Source organism: Bacteroides hominis, from assembly GCF_033042785.2.
GTDB classification, from domain to species: Bacteria; Bacteroidota; Bacteroidia; order Bacteroidales; family Bacteroidaceae; genus Bacteroides; species Bacteroides hominis.
On record NZ_CP178829.1, the window covers coordinates 3324981 to 3347146 of the forward strand.

19 protein-coding genes are annotated in these 22166 nt (G+C 47.5%); 10 read left to right on the top strand and 9 right to left on the bottom strand.

Annotated elements, in window-relative coordinates:
- The first annotated feature begins 2 nt into the window (after positions 1-2).
- The 5 genes from R3O62_RS13840 to R3O62_RS13860 all read left to right on the top strand — a co-directional run bounded on the left by R3O62_RS13840 (position 3) and on the right by R3O62_RS13860 (position 4179).
- A complete protein-coding gene (locus R3O62_RS13840; RefSeq protein ID WP_032536128.1) occupies positions 3-1250 on the top strand; it encodes a DUF1015 domain-containing protein in 1248 nt (415 codons plus the stop codon).
- 138 nt (positions 1251-1388) lie between these two features.
- Positions 1389-1790 (top strand): FKBP-type peptidyl-prolyl cis-trans isomerase, encoded by a 402-nt coding sequence (locus tag R3O62_RS13845; RefSeq protein ID WP_032530868.1) that lies wholly within the window; start codon positions 1389-1391, stop codon positions 1788-1790.
- A gap of 25 nt (positions 1791-1815) precedes the next feature.
- Positions 1816-2433, top strand: a complete 618-nt coding sequence (locus tag R3O62_RS13850) for an IMPACT family protein (protein ID WP_022012706.1) — start codon at positions 1816-1818, stop codon at positions 2431-2433.
- 60 nt (positions 2434-2493) lie between these two features.
- Entirely contained in the window at positions 2494-3582 is a 1089-nt protein-coding gene (locus R3O62_RS13855) for an HpaII family restriction endonuclease (RefSeq protein ID WP_005805387.1), read from the top strand.
- A 27-nt stretch (positions 3583-3609) separates the two neighbouring features.
- Positions 3610-4179 (top strand): nitroreductase family protein, encoded by a 570-nt coding sequence (locus R3O62_RS13860; RefSeq protein ID WP_032540654.1) that lies wholly within the window; start codon positions 3610-3612, stop codon positions 4177-4179.
- 115 nt (positions 4180-4294) lie between these two features.
- Here R3O62_RS13860 and gcvP read toward each other — a convergent pair whose 3' ends face one another.
- From gcvP to R3O62_RS13880, 4 genes are all read right to left on the bottom strand, one after another.
- A complete protein-coding gene (gene gcvP / locus R3O62_RS13865; RefSeq protein WP_250716990.1) occupies positions 4295-7144 on the bottom strand; it encodes an aminomethyl-transferring glycine dehydrogenase in 2850 nt (949 codons plus the stop codon).
- Positions 7145-7186: 42 nt separating this feature from the next.
- Positions 7187-7825, bottom strand: a complete 639-nt coding sequence (locus R3O62_RS13870; protein WP_005777014.1) for an MBL fold metallo-hydrolase — start codon at positions 7823-7825, stop codon at positions 7187-7189.
- A gap of 19 nt (positions 7826-7844) precedes the next feature.
- Positions 7845-8465, bottom strand: coding sequence for a 16S rRNA (guanine(527)-N(7))-methyltransferase RsmG (gene rsmG / locus R3O62_RS13875; protein WP_005777016.1), 621 nt, complete (start codon positions 8463-8465; stop codon positions 7845-7847).
- Positions 8466-8559: 94 nt separating this feature from the next.
- A complete protein-coding gene (locus R3O62_RS13880; RefSeq protein ID WP_005777018.1) occupies positions 8560-9414 on the bottom strand; it encodes an RsiV family protein in 855 nt (284 codons plus the stop codon).
- Between the two features lie 138 nt (positions 9415-9552).
- On the opposite strand from R3O62_RS13880, the gene R3O62_RS13885 reads away from it, so the two are divergent.
- The 4 genes from R3O62_RS13885 (at position 9553) to R3O62_RS13900 (ending at position 14969) form a co-directional block, all read left to right on the top strand.
- A complete protein-coding gene (locus R3O62_RS13885) occupies positions 9553-9948 on the top strand; it encodes a hypothetical protein (RefSeq protein ID WP_080720314.1) in 396 nt (131 codons plus the stop codon).
- A 180-nt stretch (positions 9949-10128) separates the two neighbouring features.
- Positions 10129-12345, top strand: coding sequence for a TonB-dependent receptor (locus tag R3O62_RS13890; RefSeq protein WP_032536132.1), 2217 nt, complete (start codon positions 10129-10131; stop codon positions 12343-12345).
- Positions 12346-12395: 50 nt separating this feature from the next.
- Positions 12396-12707, top strand: a complete 312-nt coding sequence (locus tag R3O62_RS13895) for a heavy-metal-associated domain-containing protein (protein ID WP_005777023.1) — start codon at positions 12396-12398, stop codon at positions 12705-12707.
- A 51-nt stretch (positions 12708-12758) separates the two neighbouring features.
- Positions 12759-14969 carry a heavy metal translocating P-type ATPase gene (locus R3O62_RS13900; protein WP_005805402.1) on the top strand — a complete coding sequence of 737 codons (2211 nt, stop codon included), beginning with the start codon at positions 12759-12761 and terminating at the stop codon, positions 14967-14969.
- Between the two features lie 116 nt (positions 14970-15085).
- Here the strand turns inward: R3O62_RS13900 and R3O62_RS13905 are convergent, their stop codons facing one another.
- Positions 15086-15925: a helix-turn-helix domain-containing protein gene (locus tag R3O62_RS13905; protein ID WP_005777027.1), complete on the bottom strand. Its 840-nt coding sequence runs from the start codon at positions 15923-15925 to the stop codon at positions 15086-15088.
- Between the two features lie 64 nt (positions 15926-15989).
- On the opposite strand from R3O62_RS13905, the gene lipB reads away from it, so the two are divergent.
- Positions 15990-16655: a lipoyl(octanoyl) transferase LipB gene (gene lipB / locus R3O62_RS13910; protein ID WP_005777029.1), complete on the top strand. Its 666-nt coding sequence runs from the start codon at positions 15990-15992 to the stop codon at positions 16653-16655.
- A 590-nt stretch (positions 16656-17245) separates the two neighbouring features.
- Here the strand turns inward: lipB and R3O62_RS13915 are convergent.
- From R3O62_RS13915 to R3O62_RS13930, 4 genes are all read right to left on the bottom strand, one after another.
- On the bottom strand, positions 17246-18022 hold the full coding sequence (locus tag R3O62_RS13915) for an N-acetylmuramoyl-L-alanine amidase-like domain-containing protein (protein ID WP_032530914.1): 777 nt from the start codon (positions 18020-18022) through the stop codon (positions 17246-17248).
- Between the two features lie 114 nt (positions 18023-18136).
- Positions 18137-20125 carry an OPT family oligopeptide transporter gene (locus R3O62_RS13920; RefSeq protein WP_317473023.1) on the bottom strand — a complete coding sequence of 663 codons (1989 nt, stop codon included), beginning with the start codon at positions 20123-20125 and terminating at the stop codon, positions 18137-18139.
- A 130-nt stretch (positions 20126-20255) separates the two neighbouring features.
- The gene (locus R3O62_RS13925; RefSeq protein WP_005777034.1) at positions 20256-20651 is read right to left on the bottom strand and encodes a DUF1573 domain-containing protein; all 396 of its coding nucleotides are present in this window, start codon (positions 20649-20651) and stop codon (positions 20256-20258) included.
- 184 nt (positions 20652-20835) lie between these two features.
- On the bottom strand, positions 20836-22155 hold the full coding sequence (locus R3O62_RS13930; protein WP_005805410.1) for a sensor histidine kinase: 1320 nt from the start codon (positions 22153-22155) through the stop codon (positions 20836-20838).
- Between the last annotated feature and the right edge of the window lie 11 nt (positions 22156-22166).

Here is a 22166-nt window from a genome sequence, read left to right on the forward strand (position 1 = left end):
TTATGGCAACAATAAAACCATTTAAAGGCATCCGCCCTCCACAGGACTTGGTAGAACAGGTCGCATCACGTCCGTATGATGTGTTGAACTCAGAAGAGGCTCGTGCAGAAGCTGCCGGAAACGAGAAATCACTGTATCATATCATTAAACCTGAAATAGATTTTCCGGTCGGAACAGACGAACACGACGAGAAAGTCTATACCAAGGCGGCAGAAAACTTCCGTCTGTTTCGCGATAAAGGGTGGTTGGTGCAGGATGATAAAGAGAATTATTACATCTATGCCCAGACCATGAACGGCAAGACGCAGTACGGACTGGTGGTAGGCGCTTATGTGCCCGATTACATGAACGGCGTTATCAAAAAGCATGAACTGACCCGGCGTGATAAGGAAGAAGACCGTATGAAGCATGTTCGTGTGAACAATGCCAATATCGAACCGGTATTCTTTGCTTATCCCGATAATGCAGTGCTCGACACTATCATCCGGAAGTATACGGCTCAAAAACCGGTATACGACTTTATTGCTCCCGGTGACGGATTCGGGCATACTTTCTGGGTGATTGATGATAACGATGACATTGCTGTGATCACAAAAGAGTTTGCTGCTATGCCGGCACTTTATATTGCCGACGGACACCATCGTTCGGCCGCTGCCGCTCTGGTTGGAGCCGAGAAGGCGAAACAGAATCCCGGTCATCGCGGAGACGAAGAATATAATTACTTCATGGCTGTATGTTTTCCGGCGAACCAGTTGACTATTATTGATTACAACCGGGTGGTGAAAGATCTTAATGGTCTGACACCTGCCGAATTCCTGACTGCTCTTGAAAAGAATTTTGTGGTAGAGGAGAAGGGGAAAGAGATTTATAAACCCGCTGCATTGCATAATTTTGCCCTTTATCTGGAAGGTAAATGGTATAGCCTGACAGCCAAACCGGGAACTTATGACGACAATGATCCCATTGGGGTATTGGACGTGACGATCTCTTCCAATCTGATTCTGGATGAAATTCTGGGTATCAAAGATTTGCGTTCGGACAAACGGATCGATTTTGTGGGAGGTATCCGTGGCTTGGGTGAGCTGGGCAGACGGGTGGATAGCGGAGAGATGAAAGTGGCACTGGCCCTTTATCCCGTTTCAATGAAGCAACTGATGGATATTGCCGATACGGGAAACATTATGCCTCCGAAAACCACTTGGTTCGAGCCGAAACTGCGTTCCGGACTGGTGATACACGAGTTGGAATAAAGAGCGTATCGATGTAGAAAAAGAACGAGGATGTTACTCTAAAACAGAGGAACATCCTCGTTTTGCATTCCGGGCTATCCAAATATGTACGTTTTTCCGTATCTTTGTGACCGAAGTAATTATTATCTGAATAGATCTATGGGACGAAAAGAAGAATACAAGTTGCAGAACGAGCAATTCATGCAGGCATTACGTGCCGAAGCGGATGTATGCGAATTGCCTTGTGGCATATTATATAAGGTTTTGGAGGAAGGTAGTGGTACCGCTACTCCTCGGCCCGGCAGTGTGGTGTCTGTCCATTACAGGGGGACACTGATCAATGGACGGGAATTTGATAATTCCTGGAAACGGAACTGTCCCGAAGCTTTCCGTTTGAGTGAGGTCATCGAGGGATGGCAGATCGCTTTGCAGAAAATGCGGGTGGGAGATCGTTGGATAATTTACATCCCGTATACCATGGGGTATGGGACACGTACCAGTGGTCCTATTCCGGCTTTTTCGACCCTGGTTTTTGAAGTACAGTTGTTAGGTATAGCCTGAACCACTAAAAATGATTCCGGATATCATGTCAGAAGATACATACAAAACCATCACTGAAGTTTCAGAAGGTACCTATACCGAGAAGCGTAGTAAGTTCATTGCCATCGCTCTTCCGGTGCGTACATTGGAAGAGATTAAGAATCATCTGGAGACGTATCAGAAGAAATATTACGATGCCCGTCACGTCTGTTATGCCTATATGTTGGGGCACGAACGTAAAAACTTTCGTGCAAACGACAACGGAGAACCTTCCGGTACGGCCGGCAAACCGATTCTGGGACAAATTAATTCCAACGAACTGACGGATATTCTGATTATCGTGGTTCGTTATTTCGGGGGAATCAAGTTGGGAACCAGTGGATTGATTGTGGCTTATAAAGCCGCCGCCGCGGAGGCTATTGCCGCTGCCACTGTTGTAGAGAAAACGGTGGATGAAGAAGTAACCGTGCTTTTTGAATATCCGTTTATGAACGATGTGATGCGGATTGTGAAAGAGGAGGAACCGGAAATTCTCTCCCAGTCGTATGATATGGATTGCAGCATGACACTTCGCATCCGACAGTCGGCGATGCCTCGCTTAAGGTCTCGGTTGGAAAAAGTGGAAACTGCACGTATTTTAGATGAAGAAGAAGGAAATGAATAAGAGAAAGAAATAAGACAGGGGGGAGGTTTTCTTCCCACACATAATAAAAAGATAGATAGAATGGCATTTGAAGCAACAAAAAGAGAGTGGAGTGAGCTATATGTTTTTTTTCGTCTGCTGGCGGACGGAAAAGTTTCTCTCGGAACTCCACAAGCAAAGAAAGAAGATGAAAAGTGCTGGCCCATTGCGATGATTCAGCGTGAGGAGCATGATGGCACCCGGTGTTATTATATCGAAGGAGAAGATATCCGGATGGAAGGTGAGAAAGTCGGAAAAAGCTTGCCCCGCGAAGATTTTGCAACGGTGGCTGACCTGATTCTGAATGCGATAAAAGGTTCGTCTACCGATGAAGTCACTTCTCCCGATGGGGTGGAGGAGTTTTTGGACGAAGCCGGAATCTTTGATCTTGAAGCACGGACGGAAGATCGTACCGATTTCTCAATCGCCTTTTGGCATCCCGAAGCTCCGTTAGCCGGTTTCAATGTCCGTTCGCGTCTGAGTGCGATGAATCCGTTGCTGGATGGGGGACGTGCTGCAAACCTGAAATTGGAGCAATCCGGTGTAAAGTTTGCTGCACCTACCGTAAATAAAATTAATGCCCTTCCCGAATCGCCTACGGAGGTTGCCGAGCGCATGATGATGATCGAACGTCTGGGAGGCGTGTTGAAATACTCGGATGTGGCAGACCGTGTGTTTCGCTGTAACTTGCTGATGATTGACTTGCATTTTCCCCGTGTGTTGGCAGAGATGGTGCGTACGATGCATCTGGACGGCATCACACGTATCAGTGAACTGACCGAACTGATGAAGACAGTAAATCCTCTCAAGATAAAAGAAGAGTTGATCAGTAAGCATGGTTTTTATGAATTTAAAATGAAGCAATTCTTATTGGCGCTCGCTTTGGGTATGCGCCCGGCAAAGATATACAACGGGACGGACTCGGCTGTTGAAGGTATATTACTGGTTGATGGCAGTGGCGAGGTGTTGTGCTATCATAAGTCGGAAAAGAAAACGTTTGAAGACTTCCTTTATCTGAATTCACGTCTTGAAAAAGGATCGGTTGATAAAGATAAGTATGGATTCCTTGAAAGGGAGAATGGTGTATACTATTTCAAACTGAATGCCAAGATTGGTTTAATTAAAAGATAAGGAATACAATATTAATAGATATTCATGATGAAAACCAATGAAGTTTTAGAAACGATTAAGGCACGCCGCAGTGTGCGTGTCTATGATAAAAAGCAGGTACCGTCGGAAGACTTGAATGCCATACTGGAGGCAGCTACCTATGCACCGAGCGGCATGCATTATGAAACGTGGCATTTTACGGCAGTCCGTAATGCGGCGAAACTTGAAGAACTGAACAATCGTATCAAGGGAGCATTTGCTAAAAGTGACGACAAGCGTCTTCAGGAGCGTGGACATAGTGAGACTTATTGTTGTTATTATCATGCTCCGAGTTTGGTCATTGTTTCTAATGACCCTACCCAGTGGTGGGCCGGGATGGACTGTGCCTGTGCCATTGAGAATATGTTTTTGGCAGCCCGTTCTTTGGGCATCGGTTCTTGCTGGATCAATCAACTCGGGACGACTTGCGATGATCCGGAAGTCCGGGCGTATCTGACCTCTCTTGGAGTACCCGAGAACCATAAAGTTTACGGTTGCATAGCTTTGGGATATCAGGCAGAAGGTGTATCGTTGAAGGAAAAAACGGTGAAAGAAGGTACAATAACCATTGTGGAATAGAGTATCGGATTCAAGTTTAAATTCACCACAGAGTAACACAGGGTATCACGGAGTAGAAATTACAAGAGATAAACTCTGTGATACTCTGTGAACTCTGTGGTGAATCAAATTAATTTCAGTCGAAACAGCCGTAGCATGTCGGCAATAGTTTGCGGTCGCCCAATGTATTATCGACACGGGCTACATTCACCCAAAACTTATTTTCACGTACACTTTCTATCGGGTATGCAGCTTTTTCACGCGTATAGCAGTGTTCCCACCGGTCGCTTACTACTTCATACTCGGGGTGTGGAGCATTTATAAGCACATTGTCCCCCTTATCGGCTTCACCGTTCTTCACTTCCTGAATTTCATTCCAGATGGTCAACATCGTATGGATGAAGTTATCCAATTCGGCGAGGCTCTCACTTTCAGTCGGTTCAATCATCAGTGTGCCGTGAACCGGGAAGGAGAGGGTAGGAGCATGATAGCCATAATCCATCAGACGTTTGGCAATATCATTTTCACTGATACCTGTCTCTTCATATACTTTCCGACATTCCAGGATCATTTCGTGTCCCACAAAGCCATTGGCTCCCCGGTATACGATGCCATATGTATCTTTCAGACAGGCTGCCAGATAGTTGGCATTCAGGATTGCTATTTTGGTTGCCATTGTCAGTCCTTCGGTTCCCATCATGCGGATATAGCCGTAAGTGATGGGCAGAATGCCTGCACTGCCAAATGGAGCGGCAGAAACCTCGTTCTGTGAGTTTCCGAACAGTCCGTGTCCCGGAAGGAATGGTACCAGATGCTCGGCTACACAGATCGGGCCTACACCGGGACCGCCGCCACCGTGAGGAGAAGCAAATGTTTTGTGCAGATTCAGGTGGCAAACATCTGCACCGATAAATCCCGGATTCGTTAATCCTACCTGAGCATTCATGTTGGCGCCATCCATATATACCTGTGCTCCGCAATCGTGAATGATCTGGCAGATTTCCACAATTTCCGTTTCGAAGATACCATGTGTGGAGGGATAGGTGATCATTAACGCAGCCAGATCCTCCTTGTTTTCTTCAGCTTTGGCGCGGAGATCGTCCATGTCTACGTTTCCGTGTTCATCGCAAGCGCAAGTCACGGTAGTGAAGCCTGCTTGTATGGCAGATGCCGGATTGGTCCCGTGGGCAGATGCAGGGATTAATACTTTGTTCCGGTGTCCTTGTCCGATGCTTTCAAGATAAGCGCGGATGGTGCGTAGTCCGGCGTATTCACCGGCAGCACCGGAATTGGGTTGCAGGCTCACTCCGGCAAACCCGGTGATAACCTTTAACTCTTCGCTCAGGTTGTGGATCAGTTCGCGGTAACCGGCAGCCTGGTCTTCCGGAACAAGCGGATGCATGCACATGAACTCGGCACAACTCAACGGTAGCATTTCGGCAGCTGCATTCAACTTCATGGTGCAGGAGCCAAGTGAAATCATTGACTGTGCCAGTGAAATATCTTTGCGGTCAAGGCGCTTGATGTAGCGCATCATTTCCGTTTCCGTGTGATATTTAGAGAATACTTCGTGTGTCAGATAGGGGCTCTGGCGTTTCAGTTCTTTGCTGATGGTACTTGTTTCGGGTACGTCATCCACTTTCTGGAAGTCTTTTCCGGCAGCAATAGCAAAGATAGACAATAGGACGTTAACGGCTGCTATATCGGTCGTTTCGTCAATGCTCAAGCCTACATCGCCATTATCAAAGTAGCGCAGATTCACCTCTTTGCTTAAAGCGATGGTGCGGATTTGCTGTGCTGAGATGCTATCGGGCAAGATAAAGCGGAGGGTATCAAAGTATTGTTTGTTTACCTGCTTATATCCCAGTTTTCCGATATTTTTTTCAAGGAAAGCAGCGATGCTATGGATGCGTGAAGCAATGTTACGGATACCTTCCTGTCCATGATAGACGGTATAGAATCCGGCCATCGTAGCCAGTAATGCCTGTGCGGTACAAATATTTGAGGTCGCCTTTTCCCGTTTGATATGCTGTTCGCGCGTCTGGAGTGCCATGCGGTAACAGAGTTTGCCATACTTGTCTTTTGACCATCCGATGATACGTCCCGGCATGTTACGTTTGTATTCGTCGCGGGTAGCGAAATAGCCAGCCGAGGGACCACCGTAGAACATCGGAGTACCCAAACGCTGTGTAGTGCCGAATACGATGTCTGCCCCCCATTCTCCCGGAGGTGTAAGCAGGGCGAGGCTCAGGATGTCGGTGGCTACAGCCACTTTGCAGTTGGCTGCATGTGCTTTTTCCGTAAACTCACGGTAATCTTCCGCATTACCATTCGCATTGGGATACTGTAAGACGCAGGCAAAGAGATCGTCTGTAAATTCAAGTTCATGGAACTTTCCGGTACGGATTTCAATTCCTTGCGGGATGGCTCGGGTAGTGATGACAGCCAGGGTTTGTGGGAAGATGTTCTCGTCGATAAATACCACATTGGCTCCGGATTTTTGCTGGTTGCGTGAACGCAGAGCGTACATCATTGTCACAGCTTCGGCAGCGGCGGTTGCTTCATCAAGCAGAGAGCAGTTGGCCAATGGCATGGCAGTCAAGTCGCATACGGAGGTTTGGAAATTCATTAAAGCTTCCAGTCTGCCTTGCGAAACTTCTGTCTGGTAAGGAGTATAGGAAGTATACCAGACGGGGTTTTCGAAGACGTTGCGTTGGATGACTGCCGGAGTGATTGTGTTGTACCACCCCATGCCGATATAGGTCGTGAACAACTTGTTTTTGCTTGCCAACTCGGCAATGTGGCGGGCAAATTCATATTCGGTCATCGGCGCAGGCAGTGCCAGAGGTGCTTTGAGCCGGATATTGGCTGGAATGGTTTTATCAATCAGTTCGTCGAGCGAACCAACTCCAATTTTCCGGAGCATTACTTCGGCATCCGCTTTGTTGACGCCGATGTGACGGCAGGCTAATAAATCGGTTTTCATGTTATTAATGATTTATTTATAATAAGGTTTGTTGATATTCTCTTACCTGAAGAACGGATTTTCCGCCTTCTCTATCCCAATGGTAGTCGGTGCGCCGTGCCCCGGATAAACGATTGTTTCGTTGGGCAGCACGAACAGTCGGCTACAAATATGCTCTTTCAGTTCATCAAAGTTGCCTCCGGTCAGGTCTGCCCGGCCGATGCTTCCCTGAAACAATACATCTCCTGAAAACATGCAGTTTTCTGCCTGGCAATAATATACAAGACTTCCGGGAGAGTGTCCGGGTACATGGATTGCCTCCAGCGTTGTATTTCCAAAAGTTATGATATCCCCGTCATGCAGGTATTTTCCCAATGGCACAGGTGCCTCGTTCAGCTGAAAACCAAACATGCGGCTCTGCTTGGGAGCTTCGTCTATCCAGTACTCGTCCGCCTGGTTTGCTTCGGCAGATAGTCCGAACTCACGGAGCATGAATGGATTACCGAAGATGTGATCCAGATGTAAGTGAGTGTTCAGCAGATGTTTTACGTTCAGATGGTTGGTGACGATGAAGTTCTTTAAAGCTTGTTTCTCTTCGTCATAAAAGCAGCCTGGGTCTATCACGACTGCCTCGTTCGTTTCATCCCATAACACATAGCAGTTTACGGGAAACATATTGAACTCAAATCTCTTTATTTTCATGACTATGTTGTTTGATCGTTTAAATCGTTACATATACCACTTTCTTGGTCTGGAAAAACTCTTCGTCGAAATCCTCACTCAGGCTATGCATGGTTGTCTTGTGCTTGAACGGCATTGCTTCATGTTCCAACTCGCCGCCTTTCAGGCAGATTAACCCGTTGGGGAGGGCATTCTGCTGTTTGGACGAAATGTTCTTCCGGATTATCTTTATCAAATCGGCCAGGGGCATCACGGCACGGCTTACGACAAAGTCGAATGTTTGTTTTTCCTCCTCGGCTCTGGCATGACGGAAAGTGACGTTCTTTAGACCGATGGCATTGGCCACTTCGGTTGCTACACGTACTTTCTTTCCAATGCTGTCCACCAAGTGAAACTTTGTATCCGGAAAAAGAATAGCCAGCGGGATACCGGGGAATCCGCCTCCGGTGCCAAGATCCATAACTTTGCTACCCGGACGGAAACGAATGACACGGGCAATTCCCAGTGAATGGAGCACATGATGTTCGTACAAGTTTTCGATGTCTTTGCGCGAGATTACGTTGATTTTAGAATTCCAGTCAATGTAAAGTTCGTAAAGAGCTGCGAATTGTTTGCGTTGCTCTTCCGTCAAGTCAGGAAAGTATTTAAGAAGAAGCTCCACTCCGGTTTCCCCTCCGGTAGAGGGGAGGGAGGAAGTTTGTTCTGTTGTATCCATAAGGTTGTAATATATCTGTATTTTAATAAAAAGGGTTAATCTATTGAGCTTTCATCTCTCCGATGATCGGGTTGCTGCCCAGCATGTGCTCCATCATCTCGTATGGAATCTTAATTTCTACCGGTCCCATGGCATACGGAGTGATGTCGTATACATTATAATAGAAGGTAATGCCGTCTTTGTCGAGGTAGAAGTTTTCTGTCGGGGCGATATCTCCGGTAGAACCGTAGCCCATATCTTCAAGTGCTTCATGGGTCGTTACTTTTTTGTCTGCCATCAGCTGGTTCCATAACAGGTCGGTCAGTGCTTCCTTATAATCACCTGTGAAAATGTCATCCAGCTTCAGTGGACGCAGGTTTATCAGATCCATATTGAGGAAGGTTGTCATGTAAATGCCATGCGCGCCTCCGGTATATTCATTGTAGTTGATGCGATAAACCAACAGGTTCTTATAATAGAGTTGCACGTGGCTCTCTATTCCTTTATAATACGAATACCATGCGCCGATGGACCCTTCGCTTTCTTTGTTCTTTTCGTCTTCGGCATACATGGGTTCAAGGTCTGTGCGATATTCCTTTACGTAATGTTCAGTATATTCCTTTACCACCTTTGCCGGTTTTTCACCGATATATCCTTCTCCGAAGCAGGCAGCTATAAAGTAGCTGTTCAGGCTATCCTTCAATTTGTTGTCCGATGACTTCACCGGATACGTGAAATTGATGGTCAGGTTACATGCCGGCTTTGCCGTATCTCCGAAGAGATGTGCCGTTTCGTTCACTTGTATGCTGTCGAATTCCAGCGCACCGGTATTCTTATTCATCTTGTCACCACAAGAAAATAAAAAGCCACTTGTAGCAAGTATTATCGCAAGCAGACTGACATATTGTTTTTTCATAAGGGGTTCTTCTTTAAATTCAACATTTATATAATCGTTCACTATCGACAAATATAGTTCATATTAGTGAATCGGCAGCATAAAAAAAGAAAAAAGAATGAGGAGAGCTGGTTAAATCTGCTTATCTTTGCAACCGTTATGAAGAGATTCCGCTATATACTCGCTGTTATTCTTTCCCTCCTTATAGTGTATGTAGGGGCGGGAGTCTCTGTCGTTCAATATTGTTGCAGTGGTTGTGAGACGGCAAATTGCTGTTGTGCCGACAAATGCGGCTTCTGTGATAAGTTCGATTTTGAATTCCATAAATCGTGCCGGGGTGAGGGATGTACGGCGACTATCTATAAACTTGACCTGGTGAAGCAGGCGTTCGAATCTTCTGTCCCTGCTCCTGTCAGCGTATTCCTTTGCGACCAGGTATCGGATCTGCTGTGTGCGCTTTTCCGTGACGGGGTGTTGGAAACTCCTTATGTAGTACCGCCACCTAAAACCAGTTCCCGGCATTATTTAGCTCTTTATTCTACCTTGCTTATTTAGTTTCTTCAATATTTTACTGTTTGGATTGCATCACAGATTGCACAGGCTTTCACTATTTAAGGGGTAATACCGTTGATTATTGAAGCGGGACAACTTGTGTTCTTCTGTGTAATCTGTGGTGAATCCTACTTATTTCTTATTGAATATAAACCAAATAAAAAAGACAAACGAAGTTATTTAATGAAATATATATTATTGACCGGACTGCTTCTCGGCAGTCTGACTGTACAAGCGCAAGTGAGCGGTACGGTGAAAGATCAGGCCGGCGAACCGATTATCGGTGCCAACGTTTTCTGGAAGAATATTCCCGGTGGGGTAGCCACTCGTGAGGACGGTACTTTTTCCATATCCAAACCCGACAGGGGCAGTCATCTCATTGTAAGTTTTGTAGGTTACGAAAACGATACCATACAAGTGAAAGACAAGAACGCCGTTCTGGACGTAGTACTTCGCGAGGGGATGGAACTGAGTGAAGTGAATATTGTCAGTCGTAAGTTGAGCACACTGAAGCTGCGCAACAGCGTGATGAACGAAGAGATCATTACCAGTGACGAGCTCTGTCGTGCAGCATGTTGCAATCTTGGTGAGAGTTTTGTCACCAATCCTTCAGTGGACGTCAGCTATTCGGATGCCGCTACCGGAGCGAAGCAGATCAAGTTGCTCGGACTATCGGGAACTTATGTACAGATGCTGACCGAGAATATTCCGAACTATCGCGGTGCTGCTTCTCCTTACGGGTTGGGTTATGTTCCCGGTCCCTGGATGCACAGCATACAAGTATCCAAGGGGATTTCGTCCGTGAAGAATGGTTATGAAGCCCTTACCGGACAGATCAATGTTGAATTTAAGAAGCCGCAACTACCTGAGGCGGATTGGGTTTCGGCCAATCTTTTTGCCAGTACCACCAATCGTTATGAGGCGAATGCGGATGCCACGGTGAAACTTTCCAAACGATGGAGTACTTCGTTGCTGGCACATTACGAAAATGAAACGAAAGCACATGACGGCAACGATGACGGCTTTGCCGATATTCCCCGGATAGAGCAGTATAATTTTTGGAACCGCTGGGCCTATATGGGTGACCACTATGTGTTTCAGGCAGGCATCAAAGCGCTGGACGAAAGCAGAAAAGGCGGTCAGGTGAGTCATAGCGGCGTGCCGGCAGCCGATCGCTATGCTATCGATATTGAAACCCGCCGTTACGAGGCTTTTGCCAAGAATGCCTATATATTTAATAAGGAGAAGAATACGAATCTTGCGCTGATTCTGTCCGGTACGCTGCACAACCAGGATGCGCTTTATGGACGTAAGATTTATGATGTTGACCAGTCCAACGCTTATGCTTCGCTGATGTTTGAAACCGAATTTACAAAGCAACACAGTCTTTCGGCGGGATTCAGTTATAATTATGACGGATATGACCAGCATTACCGTTTGACCAACAATGCTGACACTCCGTTGACGAAGGCTTTTGCACGCGAATCGGTAGGAGGAGCTTATGCGCAGTACACTTTTAATCTGGAGAATAAACTGGTGGTGATGGCCGGACTTCGTGGCGACCATAGCAGTGAGTACGGCTTTTTCGTGACTCCACGTGCCCACATTAAATACAACCCCAATGACTTTGTTCATTTCCGTCTTTCTGCCGGAAAAGGGTATCGTACGAATCACGTGCTTGCCGAAAACAATTATCTGATGGCAAGTAGCCGGAAGGTAAGTATTGCCGGTCACCTCGACCAGGAAGAAGCGTGGAACTATGGCGCAAGTATATCGGGTTACATTCCGCTTTTCGGGAAAACGCTGAACCTGAATCTGGAATACTATTACACCGACTTCCTGAAACAGGTCGTTGTCGATATGGATACGAATCCCCATGAGGTGGCGTTCTACAATCTCGACGGACGGTCGTATTCACAAGTGTTTCAGGTGGAGGCTACCTATCCGTTCTTTCAGGGTTTTTCGCTGACAGCTGCCTATCGTTGGACAGACGCCAAGACGACTTACAATCATCGGTTGATGGAGAAGCCGCTGACCGGGAAATACAAAGGACTTGTAACCGCTTCTTATCAGACTCCGCTGGGCTTGTGGCAGTTTGATGCCACCTGGCAGATGAATGGAGGAGGACGTATGCCCGATCCGTATACACTTGCTGACGGCACTCCTTCGTGGGATGCCCGTTATAAAGGCTTTAGTCAGCTTAGTGCACAGGTGACGCGCTATTTCCGACGCTGGTCGGTATACATTGGAGGTGAGAACCTGACAAATTTCAAACAAAAGAATCCGATTATCGATGCAGCCAATCCTTGGGGAGATCATTTTGACTCGACTATGATATGGGGACCGGTACATGGAGCAAAGGGATATATCGGAGTGAGGTTTAACCTGGCACGAGATTGAAAGAGAGTAGAACGAACGACTAAAATTATTGATTACTAATACTTACATTCATGAAGACTAAAAAAATGATTGCCACACTGGTGGTGGCTTTACTTTCGGTGACTGCCGTTGCGGCAAAAGACTTTCGTACCGTTGTTTTCAAAGTGGCACAGATGGAGTGCGCCAACTGCGAACGAAAGGTGAAGAACAATATCAAGTTCGAAAAAGGACTTAAAAACTTTAAGACTGATTTGAAAACTCAAACCGTCACCATCACTTACGATGCGGAAAAGACGAATGTTGAAAAACTGAAAGAAGGCTTTCGGAAATTTAAATACGAAGCTGTAGTCATAAAGGAAGCAAAGGAAACGGACAAGAAGTGAACATTGTTCTTTACCTCATTGTTTATTAGATAGTATATATAATAATAGATTATGGGTAATATTATAAAGAAAGCGTTTCCTGTACTGAACATGCACTGTGCGGGGTGCGCTAATAATGTGGAAAAAACAGTGAAGAAATTGGCCGGTGTGGTAGACGCATCGGTCAACTTCGCCACAAACACACTGTCCGTTTCGTACGAAGCCGACAAGCTGACTCCCGGAGAAATCCGTGCGGCCGTACTTGCCGCAGGTTATGACCTGATAGTGGAAGAGGCCCTGAAAGAGGAGCGTCAGGAGGAGGCCCAGGAGAAACATTACCGACTGCTGAAGCGGCAGGTCATCGGTGCATGGATCTTCGTTGTCCCCATGTTGCTGTTTTCTATGGTCTTGATGCATGTGCCCTTCTCTAACGAGATTCAGTTGATACTCGCCCTTCCCGTGATGATTTTCTTCGGAGGTTCTTTCTATGTCAATGCCTGGCGGCAGGCACGCTTGGGGAGGAGTAATATGGATACCCTGGTGGCACTCAGTACCTCCATCGCCTTCCTGTTCAGCGTCTTCAACACATTTTTTCCCGAATTCTGGTATAACCGAGGACTTGAACCTCACGTTTACTATGAGGCGGCAGTAGTCATCATCGCTTTTGTGCTGACCGGTAAACTGATGGAAGAGCGTGCCAAGGGGAATACCTCTACTGCCATTCGGAAGTTGATGGGACTTCAACCCCGTGTGGCCCGTGTGCTTCGGGGAGGAGTTGAAGAAGATATCCTGATAGACCAGTTGCAGGCAGGCGACTTGGTGGTGGTACGTCCCGGTGAGCAGATTCCCGTAGACGGGCGGTTGTCCGAAGGAGAATCTTATGTAGACGAAAGTATGATCAGCGGCGAACCGATTCCCGTAGAAAAGAAAACGGGCGACCGTGTATTGGCGGGAACTATCAACCAGAAAGGCTCTTTTGTGATTAAAGCCTCCAGTGTAGGAAGCGAGACGGTGCTGGCACGCATCATCCGCATGGTGCAGGAGGCTCAGGGGAGTAAAGCGCCCGTACAGCGCATCGTAGACCGGGTGACCGGAATCTTTGTGCCTGTCGTGCTTTGTATTGCCGTGCTGACGTTTGTTATTTGGCTTTTGGTGGGAGGTACCGATTATTTCTCACACGCCCTGCTTTCGGCAGTATCCGTACTGGTCATTGCCTGTCCGTGTGCTCTGGGACTTGCCACACCTACCGCTCTGATGGTGGGCATAGGCAAAGCAGCCAGTAATCATATCCTGATTAAGGATGCGGTTGCCCTCGAGCAGATGCGTAAAGTAGATGTAGTGGTGCTCGATAAAACCGGGACGTTGACCGAGGGACATCCCACGGTTTCCGGATGGCTTTGGGCACAGGTGCAGGAAGAACATTTCAAGAATGTCTTGTTGGCGGCCGAACTTAAATCCGAACATCCGCTTGCCGGAGCCATTGTCTCTTCTCTGCAGGAAGTGGAGAAAATAGTTCCTGCCCAACTGGACAGCTTTGAGAGTATCACCGGAAAAGGAATCAAGGTGGTTTATCAAGGGGAGACTTATTGGGTGGGCAGCCACAAGTTACTGAAAGATTTCAGCGCTTCGCTCTCTGATGTGCTTGCCGAAATGATGGTGCAATACGAATCGGATGGAAACAGCATTGTATACTTTGGCCGTGGCAGTGAGGTGCTTGCCGTAATTGCCATTGCCGATCAGATAAAGCCGACTTCGGCCGAGGCTGTGAAAGAGTTGAAACGTCAGGGGATCGACATTTGTATGCTGACCGGCGACGGACAACGCACGGCACTTGCCGTATCGGGTAAGTTGGGCATCGACCGCTTTGTGGCAGATGCTTTGCCGGATGATAAAGAAGAGTTTGTGCGTGAACTCCAGATGCAGGGAAAAACCGTAGCTATGGTAGGTGACGGAATTAACGACTCACAGGCGTTGGCACTGGCCGATGTCAGCATAGCAATGGGGAAAGGGACGGATATAGCCATGGATGTAGCAATGGTTACGTTGATGACATCCGACCTGCTGTTGCTCCCCCGCGCCTTCGAGTTGTCAAGACAGACTGTGAAACTGATTCACCAGAATCTGTTCTGGGCATTTATCTATAATCTCATAGGTATCCCTATTGCAGCCGGCATCCTGTTCCCTATCAACGGACTGTTGCTGAACCCGATGCTTGCCAGTGCGGCAATGGCATTCTCAAGTGTTAGTGTAGTACTGAATTCATTGAGTCTGGCCAGAAAATAACAAGTCCTTTCAAAACAAACTCACCACAGAGGACACAGAGTAAACTTCAAGTCATGGATGATCAACATGAATACTCTGTGGCCTCTGTGGTGAAAATCTTTTTGCCACGAAAGGTGTCAGCTGTTTCTGAATTCCAGCGGACTCATGCCTACATATCTCCTGAAGTACTTTCCGAAAAAAGAAGCACTGGGGAAGTTCAACGAATAGGCAATCTCCTGAATGGTCATGTGAGTCGATTTCAATTTGGCTTTCGCGTCGATAATGACCACATAGGCTATCACATCCAGTACGTTGCGTCCTGTCACTTGTTTGACTGTGGTACTGAGGTGTTGCAGTGATATTCCCAACTTGTCTGCATAGAACTGGGCACGGCGTTCCTCCGCATAATGCTCTGTGACCAATCCTACCAATTCGCGGCAGATTTCTTCTTTACGGTTCGTATTGTGATCTTTCCGGGAATATTTCTGATAAATCAGTCCGACGGCGGTCAGAATAGATTTCAAAGATACTTCCGTCATCTCGGAGGGAAGAGAGAACCTTTCATCACATGTCACTCGTGCCAACAGGGAGAAGTAATCTTTTAGATAACTGGCTATATCCTCCTGTAATTCCACAATCGGGCACTCGGTTATCTTAGAGAAAGAGCTGACCATCGATTTTATCAGGTTGATTCGTTCTACACATTCCGACGAGAATCCGGCGAAGCATAAACGTACTTTCTCTGTCCGTTCGCGGAACTGGATGATAGTGCCCGGCAGCAGTGTGATCAGATCGTTCGGTTTTATTTCGTAATCGATCAGGTTAATGGTTGCGGTCATCTTACCTTCCGTACAAATAGCAAAGATGCCGGCTTTCAGCCTGCACGATTGTTTGTAGATATTCAAGATATCTTCAGTTACATCATTCCATGCCAGAAGTTCGCATGGGAGATCTACTTGTGGAAAGTCAAACTTCATATTACTTTCTTTTTTGAATCACGCAAATATACACATTTTCTTTTATTTCTTTATCTTTGTCCGTATGAAAACAATTACAACCGATTGGGAACTTATTCCGTATTCTGAAGCATGGAGCCGACAGACGGAATGGTTCGATGCCCTCGTCCATGCCAAGCAGGGCGGGGAAAAGTACGAGAATCGCATCATTTTTTGTGAACATCCGCACGTTTATACCCTGGGGCGTAGCGGAAAGGAAAATAATATGCTGCTGGGAGAAGAGCAACTGAAGGCTATCGGTGCCACCCTCTATCACATCGACCGTGGCGGCGATATCACCTATCATGGTCCCGGGCAATTGGTGTGTTACCCGATTCTTAATCTTGAGGAGTTCGGATTGGGGCTGAAGGAATATGTACACTTACTGGAGGAAGCCGTTATCCGTGTCTGTGCATCTTACGGTGTCGAGGCCGGCCGTTTAGAGAAAGCGACAGGAGTCTGGCTGGAAGGTGATACGCCCCGTGCCCGTAAGATATGTGCGATAGGGGTTCGGAGCAGTCATTACGTGACGATGCATGGACTGGCGCTGAATGTGAATACCGATTTACGCTATTTTAGTTACATTCATCCTTGCGGTTTTATCGATAAAGGCGTGACTTCCCTTCAGAAAGAACTCGGACACAATGTTGATATGGACGAGGTAAAAGAGAGGCTGGGGAGCGAACTGCTTACTTTCCTTTTGTCAAAATGATAATCAGACCTCTCTGGTTTGCTCTGTTTGCATCCAATGATACGGTTGCCTGGTAAAATCGCCCTCCTTACAGGTTGGCGATTTTATGTTTGATGCGGAAAGACTTTATGAGTTGGCATGATGTAAGTGTGGCGAAGCTAAATGCGTGAAGAGTTGTATCAATGGATGCTTACGGCTTTCTTTTTGACAGTCGGGACTTGTTCGTTTACGGTATGCAACCAGAGAATAATCCTTCTCTTTTTAACGATAAAACCATAACAACAGATGTAAAGTGGGAAAACATATAGAGATAATTTGAAAAGAAGTAAGCATTTCAGCGGAATGCAACCGTCTTTCGGGTCGAATGCTTACTTCTTTTCATAGAAATCCCGGCTCTTTTCGGGGCAGACCCCGGCTCTCCGGACGCAAAACCCTGGCTTTTCGGGAAGAAAAGTCCTGTTTTCCGTCTTCTGCGCTTCCAGTTGCCGTTGAAAAGCAGAAGGGGCTGTCAGGAAATAAGGCTATTCTCTTTCTTACTGAAAAGAAAAATCCCCGAAACGCATCAAAATGGTTTCGGGGATCAGATAAGTCCGGTATGGTTTGTTTCCGGTTTATTTCTTCATTCTCAGCACTCTGATACCTGTCAGTGATTTTCTGTCTTTCAACATCTGGCTCAGTGCACTCTTGTCTACTATTACCTTGCCTTCTTTGGACGAAGCATGCAGCAGGTGCAGCTGTCCCTTGATGTAAATGGCAATGCCCATGTGGCTTACGTCCAACCCCGGAGTATTGGTGGTCAGGGCAATAATGTCCCCATTCTTGATCCAGGGCAATCCGTCCGGCTCCAGTTTGTCTTTCGGCAGGTAATGAACCTCTTTACCGCTCAGTGCCTTTTCATACTTTGCCATCTGCGCTACATTTTCCGGAGAGTTCTTCAACGATTTGTAGAGTTGCGGATGTGTGCTCATGTAAGAGATCGACAGTTTCTGTGTGAAAGGGCTGTGGGCAGCCGTTACGTCTTCAAGAAAGCCTTGGCGGACACCATTATTGATCCAGTCGGATATATAATGCAGACGAGAGGTATAACCGTCAATTTTTCCGTCGCGATAGCGGATACGTTGCAGGTTACGGGCAAAGTCACTTTCCTGCATGTCGTCTCCCTGTTGCGGGCAGAGTGCCATTGCCAGTGCATATTCTACGAAAGTGGTGCAGTCCACCTCGTCACAATTGATAATGAGGTCTTCTGCATCGTCTACTTCAAGGGTACCTGCCTTATAGGGGGTATCAACGAACCCGAGTCCGTTACTCAGCACCAGACTGTTCTCCTGTGCTGCAACTGTTCCGGCCAATAGGCTGGTACATAACAAAAGTGTACGAATTGTTTTCATCTTTATAAATGTTGTTTCGTGAGTTTCTTTATATGTCATCTGGAGAATTTCACTCCGTCGCGGAGCCAGATTGACATACGCTCCTCCCGGATACATGAAATTCAGCTATATACTTCATTTTACCTTCATGGATGCTTTAATGAAATACAGGATTAGCAGTACGTAAGCTACCAGGGCAGCCAACTGTGAGAGGGTATTGTTGAGCCATGCATCGTTCACCAGATTGATTCCGCCGAAGCGCATGGCAGCGCTGACTACACCCATCAGGGCACCTCCGGCAATGAATCCGGATGCCAGCAGCGTCCCTTTTTCGCCCCGTTCGGTGTTGAGCGCACTGTCTTTGCTGCGGGTGGTGACATACCAGTTGATAGCTCCGCCCACTACGAGCGGTACATTCAGTTCGAGCGGGATGAACATACCCAACGCAAACGCCAGTGCGGGAACCTTAAAGAACGTCAGGATGATGGCCAGCACCGCACCGATGCCGTACAGCAGCCAGGGGGCGCCTACACCACTCATCAAAGGTTCGATTACAGCAGCCATCGCGTTGGCCTGCGGTGCGGCAAGTTGTCCGCTTGTGAATCCGTATGTCTTGTTCAGGATAATCATTACACCGCCTACGGTGGCAGCGGATACGATTGTTCCGAGGAACTTCCACGCTTCCTGCTTGGCGGGCGTACTGCCCAGCCAGTAGCCGATCTTCAGGTCGGTGATGAAACCGCCTGCCATAGAGAGGGCTGTGCAGACTACACCGCCCATCACTAATGCGGCAACCATGCCCGAAGGACCTTTCAGCCCGACGGCTACCATTACAACCGATGCCAGAATCAGCGTCATCAGCGTCATGCCCGATACCGGATTGGTACCTACAATGGCGATGGCGTTGGCCGCTACGGTGGTGAACAGGAATGAAATTCCGGCTACCAGTAAAATGGCTACCAGTGTATGTACCAGGTTACCCTGCATTACGTCGAAATAAAAGAACAGCACCACCAGGATCAGCGTGATGATGGAACCGATGGCAATGATCTTCATGGAGAGGTCGCGTTGCGTACGGATGACGTTTTTCTCCACGTTTCCTTTTCCTCCCATCTCTTTAGCTGCCAGTCCCACTGCGCTGCGGATGATGCCCCATGATTTGATGATACCGATCACTCCCGCCATGGCGATACCGCCGATACCGATGCTTTTGGCATAATGGGAGAAGATCTGCTCCGGACTCATGGAACCTACAGTGGCGGTGATTTCCGGATTCCATTGGTTCAGTACAGAGTCGCCGAAGAAAAGGGACATGCCCGGTACGATGATCCACCATACGGCTAATGAACCGATGCAGATAATGGAAGCGTACTTCAATCCTACGATATAGCCCAGACCCAGTACGGCTGCGCCGGTGTTTACTTTAAATACCAGTTTGGCTTTCTCTGCCAACATTTCACCCGCACCACAGACGCGGGTGGTGAAGTTCTCGTTCCACCAGCCGAAAGTTGCCACGATAAAGTCGTACAGACCTCCGATTAACCCGGCCATCAGCAATGGTTTTGCCTGGCTGCCGCCCTTCTCGCCCGACACCAGCACCTGTGTAGTGGCTGTTGCCTCCGGGAAAGGATATTTACCGTGCATATCGCTTACGAAGTATTTGCGGAAAGGAATCAGGAACAAGATACCCAGCACACCGCCCAGCAGTGAACTGATAAATACTTGCATGAAGGTGACTGACATTTCCGGATATTTGGCTTGCAGGATGTAGAGGGCAGGCAGTGTGAAGATGGCTCCTGCTACGATGACACCCGAGCAGGCACCGATGGACTGGATGATTACGTTTTCGCCGAGTGCGTTTTTACGCTTGGCTGCACCGGACACACCGACTGCTATGATTGCGATGGGGATGGCTGCTTCGAATACTTGTCCCACTTTGAGCCCCAGATAGGCTGCGGCAGCAGAGAAGAGGATGCCCATGGCGATTCCCCATGCTACCGACCAGAGAGTGACCTCCGGATACGTTTTCGTCGGACTCATCAGCGGGTTGTACACTTCTCCCGGCTTTAGTTCCCGGAACGCGTTTTCGGGCAAGCCCGTAAATTTGTCTTCTTCTTGTTTCATAATTGTTTTTTGTAGTTTATGTATAGTTTATCGGATTTCCAAACGGTTGGTTTTTCAAAACAGCCTCAAAGTAAGCAAAAAAAAAGGAGAATCCCGAAAGATTCTCCTCTTTGTTGTTATTTATTTTTGCTTACTTTGCGTCTTTGGCCGTCATGTCGCCTTCCACAAAAAGACGTATCATCTCTGTTTTGGCGTTTGTACGCAGGGTAATCGACTTTTTGAAGTGTCCCGGATATTTATCCGTTCCGTTGTAAGTCACTTTAATTGTACCTGTTTTTCCCGGCATGATGGGTTCCTGGGTATATTCGGGTACGGTGCATCCGCATGATGCCACTGCCTGATGGATGACCAGCGGACCATCGCCGATATTCGTAAACTTGAATGTGCAACTGACAATCGGGTTGTTTTCAGAGAATGTCCCGAAGTCGTGTGTTGTCTTATCAAACTTTATTTCTGCTTTACCTTGAGCCTGGACAAGACCGACGCTCAGTACCATCATAGTGATAAAAAATAGTATTTTCTTCATTTTCTATTTCTTTTTTATGGTTTCGTGGGCGACAAAGTTAAGGCTTTTTTTGATAAATGGTGTCGTATGACGGTGAAATTGTATTAAAAACCGTCTGATGGAGAGGGTGTAGCCATCCGGTGTATAGGGTGTAGCCCTAAGGTGCGGATGGCTACACCCAATGCCCCGGATGGCTACACCCTCCTTAAAAAAGGGGCGGAAACAGGAGGGTGAAGGTACTGCCTTTACCTGTTTCGGACGAAGCGGTGATGGTGCCGTGATGCAGGTGCATGATTTGTCGTGAGATGGTCAGTCCGATACCCGAACCGGTAGTTTTGGTAGTGAAGAACGGTACGAAAATACGTTCGAGCACTTCCTGCTCGATTCCCGTCCCATTGTCTTCAATCCTTATATACGGACGTTCGCCGGAGCTTAATCCGGTCGACAGCCGAATGTCGGTTGCATCGTTTTCGCGGGCATTCCTGATCAGGTTGATAAGTACTTGTTCTATCAGATCCTTGTCTATAATAAGACGCAGGGGCTTGTCCGGCAATACCAGGTGCAAGTCATCCCGGTCTGTATGCATCAGTTGTGCTATCCCTGCCAGTAATTCCCGGTCTGTATATATTTTCAGGAGCGGTTGTGGGAGATGGGATACTTCCCTGTAGCTGTTCACGAACCGGATCAGTCCGTCGCCCCGCCGGCGGATGGTCTGCAACATCTGGAGTATTTCTTTCCGTTCTTCGGCATCACCGTCGAAGTTGCCTATCTGCTGTTCCAGCAATTCCGATAAAGAGGTGACCGGAGTGATGGAATTCATAATTTCGTGCGTCAGTACCCGGATCAGCTTTTGCCAGGCTTCCGTCTCCTGATTGTCCAATACAGAGTGTATGTTCTTCATGCTTGCTACGATCAGGGGACGTCCCTGTATGACGAACTCCATGCCTGAGAGTGCGAGTTGTATTCTTTCTTCTTCCTTTTGCACCTGCAATACAGACAGGTCTCCGGCTTTGAGCGAATAGAGCCGCGAAGGAAGTTCGGGTTGGAAGTCGGCCAGATCTTCGACACTTTTCAGTGTGGATTTTCCCAATAATCTTTTGGCGGCTTCGTTCAGCCATTCTATCTTTCCGGAAGGGGTGTAGACAAGGACCGACAGGTCGATATGATTGGCCAGAGCCTGAAAATACTGGAGTTGGCTCTCTTTTTTCTGAAGATTCTGTTTATAGAAGTCCAAGGCTTCGTTCAGTTCATCCCAAAGTTCTGCAGGGAGCGAATGGAGGTGCTCTTCTCGCTGTGCGGGCAAGGAGAGGAAATCGGAATAACGAATGGCCCAGATGAGTTGTGCCATGGCACGTGCGGAACGGAGGATATACCGGTAAATGGTGTAAGCCACGAAAAGGGTGACACAGCCTGCGACAAGCAGACTGATATAAAACCCGTGCATGCCGAGCCAGGTGGTGATAAAACAGCAGAACAGCAACGCTGCCGTTAATAAGAGGGGATGTTTCACCCATTTTTGTTTCATGTTGTTTCTGT

Coding starts and splice junctions, on each gene's coding strand:
- R3O62_RS13840 (WP_032536128.1), top strand. CDS start 3: ATGGCAACAATAAAACCATTTAAAGGCATCCGCCCTCCACAGGACTTG.
- R3O62_RS13845 (WP_032530868.1), top strand. CDS start 1,389: ATGGGACGAAAAGAAGAATACAAGTTGCAGAACGAGCAATTCATGCAG.
- R3O62_RS13850 (WP_022012706.1), top strand. CDS start 1,816: ATGTCAGAAGATACATACAAAACCATCACTGAAGTTTCAGAAGGTACC.
- R3O62_RS13855 (WP_005805387.1), top strand. CDS start 2,494: ATGGCATTTGAAGCAACAAAAAGAGAGTGGAGTGAGCTATATGTTTTT.
- R3O62_RS13860 (WP_032540654.1), top strand. CDS start 3,610: ATGAAAACCAATGAAGTTTTAGAAACGATTAAGGCACGCCGCAGTGTG.
- gcvP (WP_250716990.1), bottom strand. CDS start 7,144: ATGAAAACCGATTTATTAGCCTGCCGTCACATCGGCGTCAACAAAGCG.
- R3O62_RS13870 (WP_005777014.1), bottom strand. CDS start 7,825: ATGAAAATAAAGAGATTTGAGTTCAATATGTTTCCCGTAAACTGCTAT.
- R3O62_RS13880 (WP_005777018.1), bottom strand. CDS start 9,414: ATGAAAAAACAATATGTCAGTCTGCTTGCGATAATACTTGCTACAAGT.
- R3O62_RS13885 (WP_080720314.1), top strand. CDS start 9,553: ATGAAGAGATTCCGCTATATACTCGCTGTTATTCTTTCCCTCCTTATA.
- R3O62_RS13890 (WP_032536132.1), top strand. CDS start 10,129: ATGAAATATATATTATTGACCGGACTGCTTCTCGGCAGTCTGACTGTA.
- R3O62_RS13895 (WP_005777023.1), top strand. CDS start 12,396: ATGAAGACTAAAAAAATGATTGCCACACTGGTGGTGGCTTTACTTTCG.
- R3O62_RS13900 (WP_005805402.1), top strand. CDS start 12,759: ATGGGTAATATTATAAAGAAAGCGTTTCCTGTACTGAACATGCACTGT.
- R3O62_RS13905 (WP_005777027.1), bottom strand. CDS start 15,925: ATGAAGTTTGACTTTCCACAAGTAGATCTCCCATGCGAACTTCTGGCA.
- lipB (WP_005777029.1), top strand. CDS start 15,990: ATGAAAACAATTACAACCGATTGGGAACTTATTCCGTATTCTGAAGCA.
- R3O62_RS13915 (WP_032530914.1), bottom strand. CDS start 18,022: ATGAAAACAATTCGTACACTTTTGTTATGTACCAGCCTATTGGCCGGA.
- R3O62_RS13920 (WP_317473023.1), bottom strand. CDS start 20,125: ATGAAACAAGAAGAAGACAAATTTACGGGCTTGCCCGAAAACGCGTTC.
- R3O62_RS13925 (WP_005777034.1), bottom strand. CDS start 20,651: ATGAAGAAAATACTATTTTTTATCACTATGATGGTACTGAGCGTCGGT.
- R3O62_RS13930 (WP_005805410.1), bottom strand. CDS start 22,155: ATGAAACAAAAATGGGTGAAACATCCCCTCTTATTAACGGCAGCGTTG.